Origin of the sequence: Quatrionicoccus australiensis, from assembly GCF_020510525.1 — a bacterium.
GTDB lineage: Bacteria > Pseudomonadota > Gammaproteobacteria > Burkholderiales > Rhodocyclaceae > Azonexus > Azonexus australiensis_B.
This window is the reverse complement of record NZ_CP075188.1, coordinates 2,197,394-2,217,822: the sequence shown is the minus strand read 5'-3', so window position 1 is coordinate 2,217,822 and position 20,429 is coordinate 2,197,394. Positions and strand designations below refer to the sequence as shown.

At 52.4% G+C, this 20,429-nt stretch carries 17 protein-coding genes and 2 riboswitches; of the genes, 12 read left to right on the top strand and 5 right to left on the bottom strand.

What is annotated here, in order from left to right; genetic code table 11:
- Window positions 1–3: 3 nt before the first annotated feature.
- Window positions 4–1,095 (bottom strand): glycine cleavage system aminomethyltransferase GcvT, encoded by a 1,092-nt coding sequence (gene gcvT, locus KI612_RS10635; protein ID WP_226440066.1) that lies wholly within the window; start codon window positions 1,093–1,095, stop codon window positions 4–6.
- Window positions 1,096–1,539: 444 nt separating this feature from the next.
- Here gcvT and KI612_RS10630 point away from each other — a divergent pair, with 444 nt between their 5' ends.
- The 9 genes from KI612_RS10630 (at window position 1,540) to KI612_RS10590 (ending at window position 11,750) form a co-directional block, all read left to right on the top strand.
- Window positions 1,540–3,594, top strand: coding sequence for an autotransporter domain-containing protein (locus KI612_RS10630; RefSeq protein WP_226440065.1), 2,055 nt, complete (start codon window positions 1,540–1,542; stop codon window positions 3,592–3,594).
- A 96-nt stretch (window positions 3,595–3,690) separates the two neighbouring features.
- A complete protein-coding gene (locus KI612_RS10625) occupies window positions 3,691–4,461 on the top strand; it encodes a response regulator transcription factor (protein WP_226440064.1) in 771 nt (256 codons plus the stop codon).
- Window positions 4,430–6,403, top strand: a complete 1,974-nt coding sequence (locus KI612_RS10620) for a sensor histidine kinase (protein ID WP_226440063.1) — start codon at window positions 4,430–4,432, stop codon at window positions 6,401–6,403. The genes KI612_RS10625 and KI612_RS10620 overlap by 32 nt, the downstream gene beginning before the upstream one ends.
- Window positions 6,404–6,658: 255 nt before the next feature.
- A complete protein-coding gene (locus KI612_RS10615) occupies window positions 6,659–7,384 on the top strand; it encodes a tetratricopeptide repeat protein (RefSeq protein WP_226440062.1) in 726 nt (241 codons plus the stop codon).
- Window positions 7,385–7,427: 43 nt separating this feature from the next.
- Complete coding sequence (locus KI612_RS10610; protein ID WP_226440061.1) at window positions 7,428–8,477, top strand: hypothetical protein; 1,050 nt, start codon at window positions 7,428–7,430, stop codon at window positions 8,475–8,477.
- Between the two features lie 128 nt (window positions 8,478–8,605).
- On the top strand, window positions 8,606–10,030 hold the full coding sequence (locus KI612_RS10605; RefSeq protein WP_226440060.1) for an Lcl C-terminal domain-containing protein: 1,425 nt from the start codon (window positions 8,606–8,608) through the stop codon (window positions 10,028–10,030).
- Window positions 10,023–10,541 (top strand): hypothetical protein, encoded by a 519-nt coding sequence (locus KI612_RS10600; RefSeq protein WP_226440059.1) that lies wholly within the window; start codon window positions 10,023–10,025, stop codon window positions 10,539–10,541. Before KI612_RS10605 ends, KI612_RS10600 begins: the two co-directional genes overlap by 8 nt.
- 227 nt (window positions 10,542–10,768) lie before the next feature.
- Window positions 10,769–11,203 (top strand): hypothetical protein, encoded by a 435-nt coding sequence (locus KI612_RS10595; RefSeq protein ID WP_226440058.1) that lies wholly within the window; start codon window positions 10,769–10,771, stop codon window positions 11,201–11,203.
- Window positions 11,204–11,330: 127 nt separating this feature from the next.
- Window positions 11,331–11,750, top strand: coding sequence for a hypothetical protein (locus KI612_RS10590; RefSeq protein WP_226440057.1), 420 nt, complete (start codon window positions 11,331–11,333; stop codon window positions 11,748–11,750).
- 451 nt (window positions 11,751–12,201) lie between these two features.
- Here KI612_RS10590 and KI612_RS10585 read toward each other — a convergent pair whose 3' ends face one another.
- From KI612_RS10585 to KI612_RS10570, 4 genes are read right to left on the bottom strand one after another with little or no spacing between them, the layout of a single operon-like run.
- Window positions 12,202–12,648: a hypothetical protein gene (locus tag KI612_RS10585; RefSeq protein WP_226440056.1), complete on the bottom strand. Its 447-nt coding sequence runs from the start codon at window positions 12,646–12,648 to the stop codon at window positions 12,202–12,204.
- Window positions 12,638–14,860: a hypothetical protein gene (locus tag KI612_RS10580; RefSeq protein ID WP_226440055.1), complete on the bottom strand. Its 2,223-nt coding sequence runs from the start codon at window positions 14,858–14,860 to the stop codon at window positions 12,638–12,640. The genes KI612_RS10585 and KI612_RS10580 overlap by 11 nt, the downstream gene beginning before the upstream one ends.
- The gene (locus tag KI612_RS10575; protein ID WP_226440054.1) at window positions 14,857–16,596 is read right to left on the bottom strand and encodes a hypothetical protein; all 1,740 of its coding nucleotides are present in this window, start codon (window positions 16,594–16,596) and stop codon (window positions 14,857–14,859) included. The genes KI612_RS10580 and KI612_RS10575 overlap by 4 nt, the downstream gene beginning before the upstream one ends.
- On the bottom strand, window positions 16,589–17,851 hold the full coding sequence (locus KI612_RS10570) for a tyrosine-type recombinase/integrase (RefSeq protein ID WP_226440053.1): 1,263 nt from the start codon (window positions 17,849–17,851) through the stop codon (window positions 16,589–16,591). The genes KI612_RS10575 and KI612_RS10570 overlap by 8 nt, the downstream gene beginning before the upstream one ends.
- Before the next feature lie 139 nt (window positions 17,852–17,990).
- Window positions 17,991–18,067, bottom strand: a riboswitch (glycine riboswitch).
- Between the two features lie 17 nt (window positions 18,068–18,084).
- Window positions 18,085–18,174, bottom strand: a riboswitch (glycine riboswitch).
- Between the two features lie 110 nt (window positions 18,175–18,284).
- Between KI612_RS10570 and KI612_RS10565 the strand changes: the two genes are divergently transcribed.
- Genes KI612_RS10565 through KI612_RS10555 form a run of 3 tightly spaced genes read left to right on the top strand, consistent with a single transcriptional unit; the run spans window position 18,285 to window position 20,425 of the window.
- Window positions 18,285–19,127, top strand: a complete 843-nt coding sequence (locus KI612_RS10565; protein WP_226440052.1) for a 3',5'-nucleoside bisphosphate phosphatase — start codon at window positions 18,285–18,287, stop codon at window positions 19,125–19,127.
- Between the two features lie 3 nt (window positions 19,128–19,130).
- Entirely contained in the window at window positions 19,131–19,757 is a 627-nt protein-coding gene (locus KI612_RS10560) for an L-threonylcarbamoyladenylate synthase (RefSeq protein ID WP_226440051.1), read from the top strand.
- Window positions 19,758–19,765: 8 nt separating this feature from the next.
- Window positions 19,766–20,425, top strand: a complete 660-nt coding sequence (locus KI612_RS10555) for a site-2 protease family protein (protein WP_226440050.1) — start codon at window positions 19,766–19,768, stop codon at window positions 20,423–20,425.
- The last annotated feature ends 4 nt before the right edge of the window (window positions 20,426–20,429 follow it).

Genomic DNA, 20,429 nt, shown 5'->3' with positions numbered 1-20,429 from the left:
GAATTAGATGACTGACTTGCCGTTGCGGGCGAATACGGGTTTGACGACCTTGGCCTTGAGCAGTTTGCCGCGGATATCGACTTCGACTTCATCGCCTATGGCAACGCCGAGCGGCAGGCGGGCGAGGGCGATGGATTGTTGCAGCGTTGGTGAGAAACTACCTGAAGTAATTTCACCATTGCCTTGTTTTGTAACGACAGTTTGATGGCCGCGGAGTACGCCCTTGTCGAGCAGGATGAGGCCGAGGAACTGCTTTTGCTGACCGTTGGCGGTCAACTCCGTTTTGCCGACGAAATCGCGTCCATCCTTGTTGGCAACGGTCCAGGCCAGGCCGGCATCGAGCGGCGAAACCGTTTCGTCCATGTCCTGGCCATAGAGATTCATGCCGGCTTCCAGGCGCAGCGTGTCGCGGGCGCCAAGGCCACAAGGTGCGACGCCGGCGGCATTGAGCTGGTTCCACAGGGTTTCGGCTTCGCCGGCCGGCAGCATGATCTCGAAACCGTCTTCGCCGGTGTAGCCGGTGCTGGCGATGAAATACTGGTCGACTTCGGCGGCGAAGAAGGCTTTCAGGCCTTCGGTCGCGGCCTTGACCTGGGGCAGGACTTCCCAGACCTTGCTACGGGCATTCGGTCCCTGCACGGCGATGATGCCGAGATTGTTGGTGCCGTCGCGGCGCTGGGTGATGCTGACATCCAGCTTCCATTCGGCAGCCTTGGCCTGCATCCAGGCCAGATCCTTCTCGGCGGTGCCGGCATTGACGACGATGCGGAAGCGGGTCTCGCTGAGGAAATAGATGATCAGGTCGTCAATGACGCCGCCGGCGTCATTGAGCATGGCCGCATACAGGGCCTTGCCGGATACGGTCAGCTTGGCGACATCGTTGGCGACGAGGCGGGACAGGAAGCTGCGGCAATCGGCGCCGACCACATCGACCGGGCACATGTGCGACACATCGAACATGCCGCAGTTGTTGCGGACGGCGTGGTGCTCTTCAATCTGCGAGCCGTAGTTGACCGGCATGTCCCAGCCACCGAAATCAACCATCCGGGCGTTCATTGCACGATGTGCGTTGTTGAGCACTGTTTTCTTCAGCATATCAATCCTTTACAAACGTTTGTTAACGTTGCTTCTAGAAACGGAAAAGGGGTGAAACGAAAGAACGAATCTTGCGTTTCACCCCTCTGTACTTTTAAGTACGGGTGAGGGGTGCTCACCTAATGGAAATGCCTTCATTATCTAAGCGTTGTCTTGCTAGGATTGAGATGCGCTTGGTTGTGTAAATAATCTAGTCAATAAGACTTTGCGTCTTGTGCTTCTTATTTACAAGCAGTTTCATAGGTTAATAGCCCGAGATTTTAACAGGCATCTTCGTTTGCCCGAAGACGCCCTTGCTCGGAGCTGTCGTTTCTCTCCATCGTGTCCTTCTTTGGCAGGACAGACGCATCAATTCCGTTTTGAAATAATCCGTGCCATTTCGCACCGGAACGGCTCTTCACTGCTTCCCTGTGGGGCGCGCCGTCAATTTCAGAGGAATCGGATATGTTCATCAAAGCCCGGAAGACACCTGTTGCACTGGCTGTTGCCAGTTGCCTGGCGCTATTGGCAAGCTCATCACAGGCGCAGATTGCTGATCTCGGGACGCTGGGTGGCACATACTCTTCGGCGTTAGATATTTCCGCAGACGGCTCGGTTGTTGTTGGCTATGCTTCAAACGCCAGTGGCGCTCGCTCTTTCCGTTGGACATACAGTAGCGGAATGGAGGATCTGGGGACCTTGGGGGGGACTAATTCAAATGCGGCTGCTATTTCGTCCGATGGTGCAGTGGTTGTTGGCCATGCTGACCTGAATACTGGCTATCACCATGCGTATCGCTGGACTCGTGCCGATGGCATGGTCGACCTGGGTACTTTGGGAGGGGAATATTCGTCAGCTTTTGGTGTTTCCAATGATGGAGGAATTGTTGTTGGAAATTCAAAAGTCCGGGCGAACGAAGTCGTTGCCGGGATGACGATTTATTACCTTGATTTCCACGCCTTTCGTTGGACAGCTAGCGGGATGGTTGATCTGGGTACCTTGGGAGGGAGGGAGTCCGGCGCCTCTGACGTTTCTGCCGATGGTTCGGTGATTGTCGGCAGTGCCCAAAATGCACTCGGAGAGTCTCTCGCATTTCGTTGGGTTCAAGGAACATCTGCGGATGGCTTGACGACCTTTGATACCGAAGGAAATAGTGGCGGCGCCATGATTGGTTTGGGAACACTGGGGGGGGCTGGTTCCTCGGCGAGCGGCGTTTCTTCCAACGGGTCAGTTGTTGTTGGTAGTAGTGGGACTTCTGGTGGTTATGTGCATGCATTTCGCTGGACAAATGATGGCATGGTTGATCTTGGAACGCTGGGTGGTGGGGAATCATGGGCGAACGGCACGTCTTCTGATGGTTCAGTGGTTGTCGGTTCCGCCGAAGCAAGTAACAACGGTCCATATCGTGCATTTCGTTGGACTCAGGCAAACGGAATGCAGTCTGTTGAAAATTGGTTACGTGCTAATGGAGTAACCGTTGCGAGTGACATTACCAGCGAAGCGAAGGCAACCAATAATGATGGTAGCGTGGTGGTTGGCTCCCTGATCGGAGGGCACGCCTTTATCGCCCGCGTCTCATCTGTCGGCAGTGGCTTGGTTACCCTGGCCGATGTGCAAAACAGTCTGTCCGGCACGGCTGCCGGCGGCAGCATGGCGCTGACTTCGGCTGGTCTGTCGATCAACGGCGCCCACAGTCGCCCACTCATGCGCCGTGTCGCTGCCGGCCAGAAAACCTTCTGGGTGGCCGGTGACTGGGGCCGTGACGACCATGGCACCCGCGCCGGCAGCCTGGGCTTGGCCGAGGTGGGAGGCGGTTACAACTTCGGCCGTATTCAGTTCAACGCTTCTCTTGGGCAAACCTGGGCCAGCCAGAAACTGGTGCAAAACGGTCTCGCGGAAGTGGACGGCACCTATCTGCAGGCCGAGGCCATCATGCCGGTGGCCGGGAGTATCTGGGCCACGCTGGGGGCTTACCATCATCAGGGTTCCACCGAGTTGAAGCGGGGCTATCTAAATGCCGGTACGCAGGATTACTCTACCGGCCGGCCGGATGTCAGCACCACCGGGTTGCGCGCCCGGCTGGATTGGGACAACGTCCTGCAGGTTGCTGGCGCGCAGTTTTCGCCCTATGCCGATCTGAGCTATGCCGAATCCCGTCTGGACGGCTATACCGAAACCAGTGGCGGCTTCCCCGCACGATTCAATACCCGCAAGGAGCGCTCAACCGAGTTTCGCCTTGGCCTGAGTGCGACGAAGGCCGTTGCGGAGAACGTTTCTCTGGTCGGGCAACTGGAAGGCGTGCATCGTTTCGAGCGCCATGGGGCAGGCACTTCGGGGCAGGTGGTCGGCTTGTTCGGTTTCAATCTGCCGGGCAGCGATGTCAAGCAGGACTGGTTGCGTGCCGGCTTCGGCGTGCAAGGCAAGTTGGCCGGCGGTGCTGCCCACGTGATGCTGAATGCCACGACCCAGGGGGCTGTGCCGAATGTATGGCTGGCGGCCGGCTGGCAAAAAGCGTTTTAAGGGCAGCGGACCCGGATGTCGTATTTGTCTTGCATTGCATGAGCGTTGCCTGATACGGTTCCGGGTTCCCCCTGTTTTCGGGGCCTTTGGAAAAGCATGAATTCTTCCGTCATTAACGTTGCGATCGTCGAAGACCACACCGTCTTCCGCCAGGCGCTGGCCGCAGCCATCGCGGGGGCGCCGGACATGGCGGTTGCCGGCATGGCGGAGGACGTGGACGAAGGATTGGAGCTGCTCGCAGCGGCCCGTCCCGATGTGCTGCTCGTCGATCTCGGCCTGCCCTCCGGTTCCGGGCTGGCGCTGATCCATGAAGCCAGGCGTCGCTGGGGCGATGCCTGCGTCTGCGCCGTGCTGACCATGACGGGGAACGAAACCCATCTCCTCAAAGCGATCCGGGCCGGGGCCAGGGGCTATTTGTTCAAGTCGGACGACGAACTGGCGTGGGTGGCGGGGCTGCGCACGCTCGCCAATGGCGGCGGGCTCATGCACGGCAGCCTGGCCAAGCATATGCTGGCCGTATCGGATTCGAAACAGGACGCGTCGGTGCGCCCATTGTTCGAGCTGCTGGCGGCCGGATACTGCCTAGACGAGGCCGCTTGCCGGCTGGCATTGACCGAGCAGGAGGCGGCCATCCAGATCGGCCGCTGCTATGCGCGCATCCAGGATCTGGCACCGGGGCTCTCCAGCCGCGAGACCGAATTGCTCGGCTTGCTCAATCAAGGCTGCTCGTTCCGGCAAAGTGCGGAGCGGATGAACATCCAGGAAAGCACGGCGAAGACACTCGCTGCACGTGCCTATCAAAAGCTCGGCGCCAGCAACCTGCAGGAAGCCCTCTATGCCGCACGGCGTGAACATCTTTTCCGCTAATCCGGAACTGAGGGATCGGGCGGTTCGCCGAGTGCTGGCGCTCTTCCTTTTGCCGCTGGGAATTTTTGTCGGTATCGCCGTGTGGCAGTATCGGCTAACGCCGGATGTCCAACGGGTAGGCCATCTCGCGATCTGGCTGGAGCCGCTCGGAGACGCGGATTTCACGCCGGAATACCTGCAACAGTTGGCCGTGAAGGCGCCTGACTTCTCAGGTGCGACGTGGAGCGAGGCCCAGTCGCCCCTGGTGATGCCGGCGCAGCCCGCCGCAGGCAAGGCGAAAACCCGCCTCTGGCTGCGCATTTCCGTTCCCGAGCAGTTGGCGGAACAGTCGTTGCATGAGGGGCGCCTCGGCATCCTGGTCAATCGCATTATCGGCAGCGGCCCGTGGAGCGCCTGGTCGGACGGCGGTCTCTTGCAGACGGATCGCAAGGATTGGGGCATGCAATGGAACACCCCCATGCGGGTGATGTTGCCCGTCGGCGCACAGGAAATCTATTTGAGCCTGCCAGTGATCGCATCCGAAGGCTACGCCCTGGGCTCCATTTTCATGGGCATGGCCGACGACATCAATCTGGCCTGGCAGGCACGCGATCTATGGATGACAGACCTGCCGCGAGCAGCCTCCATCGTGGCGCTAATGCTGGCGCTGATGACCTTGCCGATGGCCTTGCGGCACCGGCGTGAGAGGGTTTATGCACTGTTTTCCGCCAATGCGCTGGTGTGGTGCCTGACCAATCTGCAGTATTTCCATGATTTCACCGGAAACCCAGGCTTGTCCACATGGTTCGGGCTGGCGATGGATTTGTCCATCAACTGGAACGTGATTCTTTCGCTACTCTTCGCCTTCGAGTTTCAATCACGCCCGGCGCCCCGCATTACAGGAGGGCTGCTGGCCTACGCCGCACTGAGCTCGATTGCCGCAGTCTCAATGCTGCTGCTGGGGCAGTACAGCCTGTTCGCCAACCACTATGGCAACATCATCGCCTTTTCGATTGGGCTCTCGGTCTATCTGCATCGTTGGATCAAGGAACCTAGCCGCGAAGGCTTCGTACTCCTGCTGGCCATGCTGGGGCCACTGGGGGCTGGCGTGCATTCCCTGCTGTACGTTTCGAGCATGGCGTATCCAGACCATGTGCACACTTTCCCTTTTGCTGTGCTAGCCAGCTTCTTTGCGTTTCTCTACGCCATCAGCCACCGCTCGGCGCTGGCGATCGAAGCCTCGGAAAAATATCAATCGGAACTGCAGCGCCAGCTTTCCGCGCAGAAGGCCCTGCTCAACGCCCAGCACCGGCAGATTGCCGAACTGGAAATCCAGCAGCGGCTCACCACCCAGCGCGAAGCCATGCTGCAGGATCTGCACGATGGCCTGGGCAGCAACCTGACCAGCGCCTTGTTCCAGGCGCGCAAGGGCAATCTGTCGCAAGCCGATACCGTGCTGCTCTTGCAGGAACTGGCTGAAGAGCTGCGCCAGCTCAGTGTGGCGGCACCGGCCATGCTGGGGGTGAACGACATTCTGGCCGAACTGCGCCAGCGAATTCAAAAACGGCTGACGCAGGGCGGGATTTCGCTCGAGTGGGAAGTTGCCACGGACCTGCCCCGCCTCGACCGACTGCCCGCCGACGCAGGGCAACACCTCCGGGCCATGTTGAGCGAAGCGATTGCCAATGTGCTCAAGCATGCCGGCGCAAGCCGCATCTGCGTTTTTGCCGAATGCGTCCAAAACGACTTGAGAATCGAAATCGCCGATAACGGTTGCAGCTTCGACCCGGATAACAGCAAAGCCGGGCGCGGCCTGGCCGGTGCCCGGCATCGGGCCGAGCTCATCGGCTGCGGATTCGGAATCGAGCGGGGAGAGGGCGGCGGCAGCCGGTTTTGGATCAGCATGCCGGTTGCCGATGATGCGCAGCAAACACTCGTACATCCGTCGATGTCATACGATTGAAGGACAGACGGTTAGCGTGTCGTTTTGGATAATTCAGAACCGCTTGGATGCAAAATTTTGGTATTCGAGCTGAACTCAGTTTTTAAGCAAATTCACGAAAAAATCTGAGCAACTAAATAAAAAACATGCGGTTAAAAATTAGGGGGCTGGCACCATTTCTATTTTTACCACTTTCAACCTATAAAATCGTGGGAAGTATAAGACTCTAGTCATAAAATAGATTTGCAGTGGTTTTTATATTATAGGGAAAATGAAATGCATAAAACATTACGAATTGTTCTTGGTTTTATAATCCTAGGCGGTACATTTTCGGCATTCCTTGTGATGGGGGGAGTAGAGGGCGCGGCAAAACAAAGCGAGCCCCATTCGCAAACTACCATTGGCAGCCAAGCTGAAAAGCTTGCAATGTTGCAGGCCGCTGAGAGCAGCATGAAATGCCATAGTACATTCAATAATGGCAAGTATGATGAAGCGCTTATTCATTGCAAAGCCGCAGCAGATAAAGGTGACTCTTCAGCTCAATTGTTCTTTGCCATCATGCACGAGAAAGGCGAAGGCGTTGTCCAAGACTACAAAAAAGCGTTCGAGTGGTACATGAAAGCTGCAGAACAAGGCAACTCAGACGCTCAGTTTTTCATTGCCTCTATGTACGAGAAAGGCGAAGGCGTTGTCCAAGATTACAAAAAAGCATTGGAATGGTACGTGAAGGCTGCGGAACAAGGGGATGTAGTCGCCCAATTGAACCTTGCCTCAATGTACGAGAAAGGCGAAGGCATTGCCCAAGATTACAAAAAAGCATTCGAGTGGTACATGAAGGCTGCGGAACAAGGTGATGCCGTCGCCCAAAACAACCTTGGCACCATGTACTACAGGGGCAACGGCGTTGCTCAAGACAAGCAAAAAGCCGTGGAGTGGTTACGCAAGTCGGCAGAACAAGATAATGAATCTGCGAAGAAAAGTCTCGCCAACCTCGGTTATTGAATGTAAAAACGATAGGGTTTTGCTGATTATAAGGTGATATTGTATGAAAAATATTATAGCTGTGGTATTTATTTCAATTAGCTCGGTGGCGCACGCGTTTTGGAATGGTGCTGAATACACAAGGCCAGATGGCAGTAAAATATCAATCATAAATAAAACATGTTCTGACTGCCCTCCGCCTGCAATTGCAGTTAAGGATTCTCGCGGTAATACAATTTCAACCTTAAAACGGCAAGAAAAAGCGTTGATTATATCGACGTTGGCCATTAAAAATGGGGAATATCTGGCAACAATGACGACCGGGGGGGAAGGGACGTTAAGGTTGTACGATATCAACAGGGCAACCCTCATAAAAACTACGATGCCGTTTGGAACTCCAAAAACCTGGGGGTTCATGAAGCAGCTCAGCGACACTGATTTTGCCGTGGTTTCCCCGCCAAACCATACCTATATAACGCCACAACGAAAAACAACACTTATACGAATTTACCGTGCTGACAATGGCCTACTTAAGGAGGTATCAAGTTTTGAATCGGAAGGTGCTTGGTCGAAACAACTGGCCGTTGCCAAAGAAGGGAAGTCCATTGTTGTAATGAGTGACGTTGAAGTATCCAATGAGTTGCAACTGGTTTCAATTGAAGGTGCGCTTTTGAAAAGACTGGTGTTTGATAAAAATATAAGAGTAATGGATTTTAAAGTTGGTGATGATGGTGTGATTCGAAGTATTGTTGGCGTCTCTGGAAAAGTATACCTTATGGAACTTGATGACTCCACCTCTGTTATAACTCGTCTATCCGACATCGAGAAAGTCGGAAAAGAAGGTCTTGCCAAGGCAAAAAGAGAGGGGGTAAGGCATCAAGTCAATGATGTTCGCGCCGAGGAATACGTGGTTTATCGAGCAAAGTTCTCAGGTGATTATGATGGATACAACGTTTCTATTGAAACTGTACATAACTTCCGGGACACAAATTTCTATTTGTACTCGTTGCCCGTTGCTGAGGGGGTTCGTAATTCATCCGGCTTGAAATTAAATTCAAAGTTAAAAGAAGATATTACAATTAATATTCGCGAGAGTATTTTTAGTAGAATTTGAACATATACCTGTGGTTTTCGATCTCCATTTATCTGGTGCCGCGTTTTGTGTGGCCCCATGTTTTGGTTGGTAATTATCAGATATTTTTTCATGAAATTCGTTGTTGCGCACCAATAGAGTAATGTGTTATGAAAATAAATGCTTTGATATTGATTGGCGCTTTACTCCCCGGGGCGGGTTTTGCCGACCAGCTAGAGGGGTGGTTTGATTGCGATGATCTTCGCTATGAGATAAATGTAATTGTCGACGATGCTAAGTCCGTTGTTAATTTAACCGCTACTAACGGGGTGGCTGTTAAGTCTACGGGGGTTGTTGATGCTGGCAATTCGTTATTCAAAATTTCATTTGGTACGAGTGGGGCTGTCCCAAACAAAGAAAATATAATACTCTCAGGCAAATACTCGTCGAATAATCAGACTATTTCTGGCAAAGTGATGTCCAGCGGTTGCGGTGATTTCAGTCTTGTTGCCAAACCCACTCATCTGGCCTCCAAGCAGATCAAAGGGGCAAGTGCACAACAACCCGAAGGGAAGGGCGGGTTTGAGTTTGATGGAAATAATCCGGTACAACAGTCATTTATTTCACGCCCCGGTGATTCCAGCAAGGACGATGCTAGGGCACAAGGGGGGGTGGTAAAGATCGGGAGTTTAATGTGGATGCGGTGTTCAGTGGGGCAAACCTGGACCGGCAAGTATTGCGCAAACAAATCAAAAGGATTTGAGCGCTCGGAGGCTGTTCGCCATAAGATGGACTACGCTGGTTATTCGGATTGGCGCCTGCCTTCTGTGGCTGAATTAAATTCACTTGTGCGATGCCCCGATGGACGAAGCGCACTGGAATCCGATAGTCAAGGCAAATGTCTTGGCGATAGAGGCAAGATTGGAAATAAAATCTGGCGTCACGCATACGGGGATTTAAGCTATGAGGGTGGAGTTAGGGCGCTCATTGAGCATCAACAATTTCCACAAACGCCTTTGGGTGACTATTGGACTTATGAAACCGACGGCACTTGGTTTAATTATGTGAGTTTTATTGACGGAGAGTCATCTGGTGGCCAAAATAACCGGGCATTTACGCGCGGTGGTGTATTTTTGCGCATGATCCGCGATGATTACTCGGATAAAGCACAGGTGCCAGAAAGCGATTTTGATATCCGCGTTAAAGTGAGCGCAAAAAAAGCCGATCCTTCCAGTTTGCGTCACGACTTGGGAATCATGCAATTCGATTCAACGGAAACCAGCAATCAGATACATATGAGTTATGCAATTTCCCCCAAGGCAAAAATGTCAAAGTTCAAAGATCGCGACATTGTGCTGGTGATGAATGTTGTTGTTGAGAAGGACGTGGATCTGGTTTTTATGGGCATTGGCGTTACGCAAGCGCAGCCAGAGTTTAAGACGATTAAAGTCCAGCTCAAAAAAGCTAGTGCTTATGCTGCAAATGGATATCATGTTTTATTCGATATTAAGACATTTTTGAAAATGCTTGGTGGGACACAACAAGTTCGAAATGTTAAGCCCAAGGTGAGTTTGACGGCGATATATTATGAATAATTTAATGTGTTCGTACGTACGCTTGTTTTTTTTAACCTTACTATTGCTGGCCGGTGTTTTCGCGGGAGGCGCAATGGCAGGGGGGCTTCAGGTTGAAGTCGAAGGTATGGATGAGATAGGTCGCTCGGTGCAAAAAGGCCATGCAGAGGTTCATCGCATTGATGAAGCTTATAAAGCCGAAAGGGAAGCAAGGAGGCGTGAATCGGCTGGAAGTAATTATGGTGCCATTAATTGTGGTTATGTTGGCAAGGATTACGGTTTATACAAATACTGTGATACTGGCAGTTGTGATGGATTTTATGATAGCTACGGTCTGCGCCGCTTATGTACTGATAATGACCCTAGTGGGCTAGTTAACCAGTATGCACTGGTTAGCTACATTAATAATGGAAATTACTACTCCTTTACTGGTAATGCACGGGCGTCAGCTGAAAAGCATGCGGGTAGCTTTGAGAGCAGAAAGAGGTTTGCTATTTATCATTTGAGAGGCTACATAATACGATCAAATTGAGCATCGCGCGGCTACACATGCCTCTGTTCATATTGTTGAGGTATTTGATAGCCCTCCGCTTTTTGGTGCAGCCCCGAGCTGCGCTACAGGAGCTCATCGGTGGAAAGAACGGGATCGAGCCCCTATTGCTATGCGGACTAACATTGGTTAAGAGCGATACCGCACCAGTAAGTCGGCTCCGCTCTTCTGTTCTTAAAACTTGAATCTGTCGAATTTAAGGTGGTTCGATGAAAATAATAGATATAATGTTTTGGATGGGAATAATTGCCATACCAATTGCGGGAGTTTTGCACTCAGTTGATGTGTACAGAAATCCAAACCGCTACTTAAAATGGGTGCGGAGGCGTTACCAAGAAAAATTCGATTCTCATCCAGTGAGAGATACGTCTTCATTAATTGAAGAGACAAAAATAGAGCTTGCGGCGCGGCGTCTAGAGATAGATTCCATCGAGCTAGAAATTGAGAGACTTAGCCTAGAAAAAAACAGGACAAGAGCGGAAATATTTGCACTGACTGACAGGCTAAGGCTTGTTGGTCTAGCGGAAAATAATAGAAGAAAGTGGATGTTCGATCTATTTTTAGGATTTCTTGTCGGGCTCATGACGTCGGTTCTCGGCAGTATGTTTTGGCAGCACATTGCAAGTTGGTTTTCAGTCGCCTGATTTACTAACATTTGCATAAGCAATGTCACAGAACACACGCCGAAGAGACCCGTGGCTACAGGCGTTCAGAAGTTTCGTGCCGACAATGCTGACAAGAAGGTTAGTGCCACAAGGAACCGATAGAGCGATGCAAAACGACACGCCGGAATCAGAGAAGCCACTCGCCCTTCTGCAAACCACCTTCGCCAACATGCTTAGCCGCTTCGGCCACCAGTTGCCCGATGACGACGTGCTGCACCGCCGCCGTGGTCGAATTGGCGATGACGACGATGGCGATTACGGCTATGGGGATGTTGTTACCTATCTGTTCGGCCAGGATGAGCGGGGCGAATACCTCGACTTCTACATGCGCCACCGCATTGCCGGTGATCAGCACATCCGGATCTACGAAGACGGTTCGTCGGAGCGCCTCGAAGTTATCTCCCCCTTTGGCCCTCGTGTTTCTGACGACCCGATAGAAAACGAACGCTTGCGGCGCGAGGATCGAGAAGAGTACCAACGTATCCGCGCCATGCTGGAGGCCAAGGGCTTTCCATCGAGCTATTGAAAAACATGGAATCCACCTTGCTCCGCACCCTGGCCGCCGGCCACTTGAGCAAAACCCCGCCGACGGCCTTCTGGCGCAGCCCCGGACTGCGGCGGGATGCCTGGCAGGCATCCCGCCGCCTTTGGGGTTCTGATGCACTACACCCTGCTGCTCGCCGCCCGCTACCCGCTGTGCCGCCTCGGCTTCGAATCTGCGCTGGTCTTCCCGCGAGCAATCTTCAGCCCAGTCCGCCGCCGAGTACTCTGATTTCAATGCGAAACAACGCGCCTACAACGCATGCAAGATTGAAGTAGACAGTTGCTTCAGCCGGACGAGCGGAAAAGGCAATTGCTACCGGGACTGTGATCGTTTGCGATAGAACGGAGTTTGAACAGGTGACGTCCTCCATCCTGTATTGAGCCGCTGGCTAGGAGGGTAAAGTAAGGGGTACTACCTGTAGTGTGGGCACCCCCTATTTCACTCTCCCATATTCGTCTTTTTCTGATGCTGCTACTTCTTTGTCGATAATCGGTAATAGTCTATCGAGATCAGCTTCTGTCATGTTTCGAGCATGAGCGTTGTATTGCCAAATCCTGAAACGGTGCCGGAGTTTTTTAATTTGTAGTTCCAGCTCGCTATTTTCGGATTGAAGTCTTGAGATTCGTTGAGCCGCAATGGCGAGGCTGGACGGGGTCGGAGCCGATTTTTGCGGTTGTACATGAAGATTACGTTTTCTGGCCTGAAATGCGATCAGGATTTTTTCGTGTTGGCTGAGTCCTTGGCGCGAGGGGGTATAGCCAAGTATGGAGTTGGCCTTGTCGCATACTTCTCGCCAGGCGATTGTTTCCTTCGGCCAGTCTCGAATGAGGGTAATAATCGCTTCGATATCGTAATCAGTGAATACGCGGTTACGTGCCATGAATCTCTCCTTGTAGTGGCAGCGTAGTATTTTTGAGTTCAAGTGCCCGATTTTCTCTAAAGGCTGCCAATAGACTATCGATCGCTGGCTGCTCTTCCAGCGTGTAGTCGATGGCATGAACAGCTTTTTGCTGTAGAACACGATGCAAATGGGTGTTTGCCTTCGGTCGCTCAAGTCGAATTTCCGCACCGTTTGCGACCTGCGGGTCTTTCAATAAGCGAATGAGTTCTTCAATGCGTTGCCTGTACTCAGTTTGAAAATCGAACCAGTGTTTTGCACCGTATTCGCCTTTGGTCACTGAAGTTTGAGCCAGACTTTGCTGGTGAATGACTTTGAGAAGTAATTGCTCCAGTCGCTGGAAGCGTTCTTGGTCATCCTTGCCGGCGCCTTTGATGCAGAAATGCTCCTGGCAATTCAGGCAGTCTCGTTGGTTCTGGCAGGGCTGCAATAGCCAGTCATGCTCACAGCTACCGTAAAGCGTGCTGATAACTGCGCTACGGTAGCTTATGTCTAGATCGGCGACGCTACGGGGTTTTAAGCGGACTGACCAGTGTTGGGCAGCTACAGGTTCCGCATTGCCCCTTGGCAGGGATATTACTGCCGTTTCGATTCCTGCTTGTTCAAGAGCGTTGCGGACTAATTCTGCTTTGTCTTCTGGCTTTGAGTGATCATAGGTTCTGCCTTGCCAGGATTTGGCACGGCCGGCCATTTGATTGATAAATGAGGATTCAAGAAAGGTATCCCCCGTGCCTTCGTGAGCTAGTTTGTCGAGTAAGTGGCGTATCTGGTGTGATTTCAGACGAAGTGGTGTGCCATCCTCTGCGTTGGCGCCATGGTATTCAAAAATCGATGGAAGGGTTTCGCTTCCCGTTAGCCTGTCGCGCAAGGAGCCAAGGCTGGGCGACCAGACGGAGAGAGGGTTGATTGTCGCATCTCGTTTCATCTGAAATGGATGCATGCAAAACAACATTCGGCTGTATTTCAGGCGCTTGTTATTAGCGCCCTTTACATAGGGAAAACCCGTCGGTAAGCGACTCAATGCCCAGAGCCAGAGGCTATTCAGCGTGTGATCGCCATGGCCGGTACTAAGTCCCTTTTGTTTTAAAATTGCCTTCGCATTTTTTTCTGTGGTGCATTGTGAACCCAGTGCGTTAGCGACTTCCAGCGGGGACAAGGGCTTGTCGTCGGGAACATTTGGGCAATTGGCATGGCGATAAAATCGCAAAGGGGCATTCGGGTTTGCTGCTCGAAGAGCTAGTTGATCCTCTGCGTATTTTGCAAATTCTCTTCCTTCCCTGGTTATCTCTTGTAGGCGATGGAATGCTTTGCGAGCATGAGGTTCCATGGCTTTAATGCACCAAGCAATCCGACTGGCGTTCTGCTTGGATTTGAATGACCTAAAGCGCCATCCATACTGTAAATTTCCTTCTGTGTCCGGTTCTTCAATCTCGGCATCAATTTCCAGTTCATGGATTTCTCCTCCGCGCTTCGATCCTGCTAGAAGGAGGACGATACAGCTCGTTACATAGACATCTGTGTGCGTTTTTGGGGTTGTGAGATCAAAACCTTTGGCAAAAATGGATGCGATCGCCGATATGGCATCTTCATCCGGCAATGAGCGCTTGCGGTGTTCGTTGGCCTCGTCGCCCAGCTTCAGGTGCAGTTGTCGGGGAACGGCAATTGGGTTTGAGAATGATGCGACAGAGTAGTCGGTCAGACATTTCTGGTACAACAGCGAGGCAAGTTGTTGGAGCGCACGCCCCGTGTTGTATTGCGAACCTTTTGATTGTGAAATCTGCGAACACATCTCTGCTGCCTGATTCAGGATATGCAGTGAAATATTACGAGGGTGTGGATCAATGCCCGCTTGGGTGAGCGATTTCTCCACAAGCCTGAGCGCCCGCAGATCAATTTTTCGATTATGACGGCTTGGGCTATCACTTTCTCGATGCCGAATATAAGCCTTTGCAAAATCGATGAAATTTGGGTGCAGAGGGGAGTTGGAGAGTGTGCCCAGCTTTCCGTTTTTTATTGCCCCTTGGGTTGTAAATGTGCCGATTCTCTGCCAATGATTGGATTCCCAATCTTGGTCCGGAGTCATTGCAGCCAATGATTTTGCATCGCGGATGAACTGGCTTACGTTTAGATCTGCGCGTTTTTGCTCGATGAGCTTTACGTGGCTTTTGATATTTTGTCCGTGTTGACCATTCATTTTGTTTTACCTCTAGAACGAGGAGTCGCGAACAAATTTGTTGTTTCCGAGGCAGATCCCTTACGCATTTTCTCGCACATGTGTATCACAGTGACGACAGCCAGGATCAATGTATCGGTAGCTTCGATTATGGATCGGGCAGCAATGGGGTCGAGGTTCGTTAAATTGAATTCTCGTTCCTCCAGTAGTTCTTCAAGGAATGCTTCATGGGGCCCATCAACCCAAGGTTGAAAATGTTTGCAACCGTTGTAGCACGCACGTGGAATTGAGCTAATTCCGCAGCGCTTGGTCGCACAAGTGGCGCCCGGCTGTGCATCATGGATTAGCAGGCGGGAATTGGCTGGATCGTCACCACCCACGGCGCACCATTCTCCATCGACGATGGTGCCTTGAAATAGGGCTGCAATGGGCTTCATACTCAAAGCCACGGCTTTGCTTAGTCTAGCAGCCTTGTCGGCACCGTTTTTTGAATAACTGGGAAGGGCGGAGAGCGAGTCGTGGTCGAGGTTGTGTGCGATGACCTCGGGTGGGCAGCCTTGACGTTCCAAGTTAAAGCAGAGTGTGTATCGGAATCGCGTTGGAAAAGCAGAGAGTTTGTTGCCAGATCGATTACTGACCTTTGCTGCCTCAATGGTATTTTTCAGATATATCCATATGTTCTGGTAGTCCGTTTCCCAAGCGTCTGACTCGGAGTCTTCCCTAAGCTTTTCTAATGCTTTGCCATGCTGCCCATTTTCAATGTGCTCACGGGCAGTTTCCAATGATCTGGTAATACGATTCCATCCCGGAAATAATGGTAGTTGTGAGTAAATTGATTCTAGGTCGACGCTTTGAAGGATAATTCCTGCTTCTTGTAGATGTTGGTCAAATCGTCTCAGTATCTCGGTGCGAAGTATAACTAATAGATTCCAAGTGTCATTTGGAAGAGGAATCGCTCGAAAATGTTCCCGCCAGCGGCGGCCACCTTTAATTCGTGGTATATGAAGCAAATTTAATTGCCTTGTGGGGTGCTTTTCGAAAGAGTCCTCAATCCGACTGTCGTCCAGATCCTTGAGTTTTAGTTGAATAAATTGTTCCGGGCGACGTCCTGATAGATCAAATAGTCGATAAATAGAATAGTCGGTCAAGGATATTGAGCCAGATTCAAATGCATTTAATGCTCCGATAGCAAGAGTTGCTTGCTCGTCCGGCATCAATGGCCCCGCATCGATATCGCGTTTATTTACGCGGACATGTTGCTCATATCCCTTTAGTCGCCAGCTATTTAGGCGATATATCAGATTGTCCGATAAGCCAGAATAGCCGAGGGAGTGCCATAGCTTGATAAATGGACGGAGTTTTTCCATCCCATTGCCATCGTGACCGTCGCGTTTAAAGCAATGTTCTTTGAAATTTATTACAGCGATTTCAGGAATCACGTCGCCATTGAGATGCTGTTGGGAGTGTTCGAGAAATCTGATCAGGACTTTTGTAAGGCTTTCGCAATACGCAGCAGCTTGCGTTTCAACTCGGTGAGCAAGTGTCCTGATAGCTCCATCTACTAGTACACTTGAGCCGATTAGCGTACGTATCGGTTCAACGTTCAGATTGGATTTGCTGGTCAGTGGCCATTTGTTTGAATGAAGGTCGAAGGTTTTTCCAGATTTTGCCTCTCGCCATTCAGCGCTTTGGGAAGGAGTCCTACTTCCTGCGGAGGAGGGAGGTGCATCCGATCTAAGCAATATTGAATCATCCATGATCGGGGCTCGGGTTGATTGTACGGATTGCTTGTAAACTTAATTCTTTTTCCTCTTGAGTTTTAATCATCGCTTCATGAGCTTTTTCGCGTATCCATTTCCGGTTATAGCGTTTTCCCATCTGGGATTCTGGGCTCCAGCCTTCCAGATAGTTTCTAAGTTCCTCTGCTTCGATGTGGCTGATTTTGTTTTGCGCATGCATGGCATCGCTGTACTTTTCATTCCAGCGATGTCGCAAGTCATGGGCTGTCAAGTTGAGTTCCGGATGTGCTCGTCGCAGCGTCGAAAATATTTCCTGTATGCTCGACAATGAAAGGGGAAGACCTTCATTTGGGCCGCTTTTGTGTGAAATCAGAAGATATGGGTGAGCGTGGGAGTTGGGAATACTCTTGCGGACCTGAACGATATAAGCCCGAATTTCGTCAAGAAATTCTTGTGTTACGGGCAAAATACGCTGATTTGTTTTTACTACAGGCTGCCGTGATCTTGGATCTTGTGGCGTATCGGCACGGCGGATGATGCTGATTTGAGATTTCTCCCAGTCAATATCGGAGACCCTCAGGTTTAGCACCTCACCACGGCGTGTTCCCGTGACTCGAAGTAGTTTGACCAAAAGGTAGTTACGTAATTGAATACCTGGATCTCGAAATGGATTCATTGGTGAACCTGGACGTAGTACCTCGAATAATTTTTCTTCTTGTGCGTTACTAATACCCTTTAGCGCTTCATCATCCAAATTTCTCGTAGCGGATCGCATTGCTCTTGAGCGAATGGCCTTGACAAGGGAGTTGATCTGGTTGTTTGCTTCCAAGGTCAGTCCATGAGTGTCCAGAAGCTTTTCGCTCAACCATTTAATATAATCCGCAATACGGCTCAGATATAAGTAATGGGTGCTGTCTGCAACCTTTAACTTGGGTTTCGTGTAACCATTTTTGAGCGACAAAATGTTATTTTTTTTGACGCCTCGTCGTTTTGTTCGGCATGCATCACTAATAGCATCGACTTCACCTGTCGTTAAAAAGCGCTGCCGTTTAATACGATCGATCAGATTAATTTTCTGCGCATCACAGGTTTCATTAAGAATCTTGATGGCAGTCAGGAACTGTTCCTGCGTAGAGGTGGAAAGCCTCCGGTTTCTCAATTTGCATGTGTTGAACAAATTTGGATAGAACGCAGGCATTCCATCTTCATTCAGTAGCATGGCCCATCGCTCACCATGCGGGTCAACGTCGACAATCAGTCTGTAGGTGCTCATTTGTATAACTACGAAAATTAATCTGTTACTTACAACATAGCAGTCGTAGTTATATTGTCAAGGAGAGTCAGCAGAAAATTGGTGTATACGCCCCGTAGCAAGGGCAGCAGAGGAGTCTTTATGGACATGTGTGCTCTCAGGTGTTCTTTAGTCCTCGATACCTGAGAGATTTGCCCCATCGGTGGGCGCTGTTAACGCCGCTCTCCAGAGTTTCAAAGCATGGCAAGCCATGCTTTGGTTCCACGGTCCTTTTGCCTGAGCGTTTTCGGGTGAAATTGCGCCTTCGGCGGCAGACTTGATCTGCGCTCTCCCATGGAACGGGTGGCACTATAACGGGTCGCCGGATGCGAGGCAACCTGCTGCGGTGCACAAGGCGTGCCGGGCGAGGGCGGCCTTCGTGATAAACTCCCGCTTTGCATTGCGTTCCCTGCCTGTGACTCCAGCCAATTTCGATTTTCACTGCCATTCCTCGGTTTCCGACGGTCTGTTGCCGCCCGCCGTGGTGGCGCGGCGAGCGGCCGCCAATGGCGTCGATTTCTGGGCCTTGACCGATCATGATGATCTGGGCGGCCTGGTCGAAGCGAGAGCGGTGGCCGAGGAGGCCGGCATGCGCTTCTGCAACGGGGTCGAGATTTCGATCGAATGGAACGGTGTACCGATCCACGTCGTCGGCCTGGGCTTTGATGCGGCGAACCCGGCGCTGGTTGGTGGCCTGACCGCTTTGCGCGAAGGCCGCGTCGAGCGGGCGAAACGCATGGGCGATGCGCTGGCGGCAATCGGCATGCCGGGCATCTACGAAGGGGCGCTGACTTACGCGACCAATTCCTGCCTGATCTCGCGGGCCCATTTCGCGCGTTACATGGTGTCGATCGGCATCGCCAAGGATGTGCCGGGTATCTTTCAGTACTATCTGACGCCGGGCAAGCCGGGTTATGTCGATCACCGCTGGGTCAGCCTGCAGGATGCGATCGGCTGGATCGAAGCGGCAGGCGGTGTCGCCGTGGTCGCGCATCCGGCCCGCTACAAGGCGCTTTCGAACAGCGACATGCGGCGTTTTCTTGGAGACTTCAAGGACCTCGGCGGACGCGGCATCGAAATCGTCTGTGGCAGCCATTCGCCGGATCATGTGTTGCACTATGCCCGCCTGGCCCGCCACTTTGCGCTGCATGCCTCGCGCGGCTCGGATTTTCACGGGCCGGAAGAAAGTTACGTCGATCTCGGTCGACTCCCCCAATTGCCGGAAGACCTGAAACCGGTCTGGCGTCTGATTGCTTAATTTATGGCCCGTGTAGTCAATATTCATCCCGATACGCCGCAACAGCGCCTGCTGGTGCAGGCGGCCGAATTCATCCGCGATGGCGCGATCGTCGCCTTGCCGACCGATTCCTGCTACGCCCTGGGTTGCCATCTCGGCGACAAGAGCGCGCTGGATCGTATCCGCCAGATTCGCCAGATGGATGAGCGGCATCACCTGACATTGATGGTGCGCGACCTGTCTGAAATTGCCACCTATGCCCGTGTCGATAACGCGCAATACCGTTTGCTCAAGGCGACGACGCCGGGCAGCTACACCTTCATTCTCGAAGGCAGCAAGGAGCTGGAGCGGCGCGTCCTGCATCCCAAGCGCAAGACGATCGGCCTGCGCATTCCCGATCATCCGGTGGCGCTGGCCTTGCTGGAAGAGCTGGGTGAGCCGCTGCTGACCTGTACGCTGCAGTTGCCGGGTGATGAACAGCCGCTGACCGAGGGCTGGGAAATCCAGGATCGTCTGGAGGATCAACTGGAATTGATCCTCGATGCCGGTCATTGCGGCACCGAGCCGACGACCATCATCGATCTGACCGGCGATTCGCCCGAGTTGATCCGGGCCGGGCGCGGTTCGCTCGAGCCGTTCGGCCTGGACTGACCTGACTCATGGCCGATCTTAACGCGATCATTCAGACCATCGCCATCGCCGCCTTGCCGGTGATTTTTGCGATCACGCTGCACGAAGCGGCGCATGGTTACGTGGCGCGCCATTTTGGTGATCCGACCGCATGGCTGGCCGGGCGCATCACGCTCAACCCGCTGCGCCATATCGATCTGGTCGGCACCATCATCATCCCGGTCGTCATCCTGCTTTTTTCCGGTGGCTCCTTCCTGTTTGGTTATGCCAAGCCGGTGCCGGTCGATTTCAACCGTCTGCGCCATCCCAAACGCGACATGCTCTGGGTGGCGATTGCCGGGCCGGCGGCCAATCTTTTCATGGCGTTTTGCTGGGCCTTCATGCTCAAACTGGCCTGGGCCCTGCCGGTCAACGACTACACCGTGCCACTTTCCGAAATGAGCAAGACCGGCATCATCGTCAATTGCGTGCTGATGGTGCTCAATCTCCTGCCGCTGCCGCCGCTCGATGGCGGGCGCATTGCGGTCAGTCTTTTGCCGCACCGATTGGCCTGGAAGTTTGCCCAGCTTGAGCGCTGGGGCTTCCCGATTTTGCTGCTGCTGATGTTCACCGGTATCCTCAATACCATCATGAGTCCGCTCGTCATTCTTTCGGCGCGGATTATCGAATCCATTTTTGGGCTTTATTGATCGA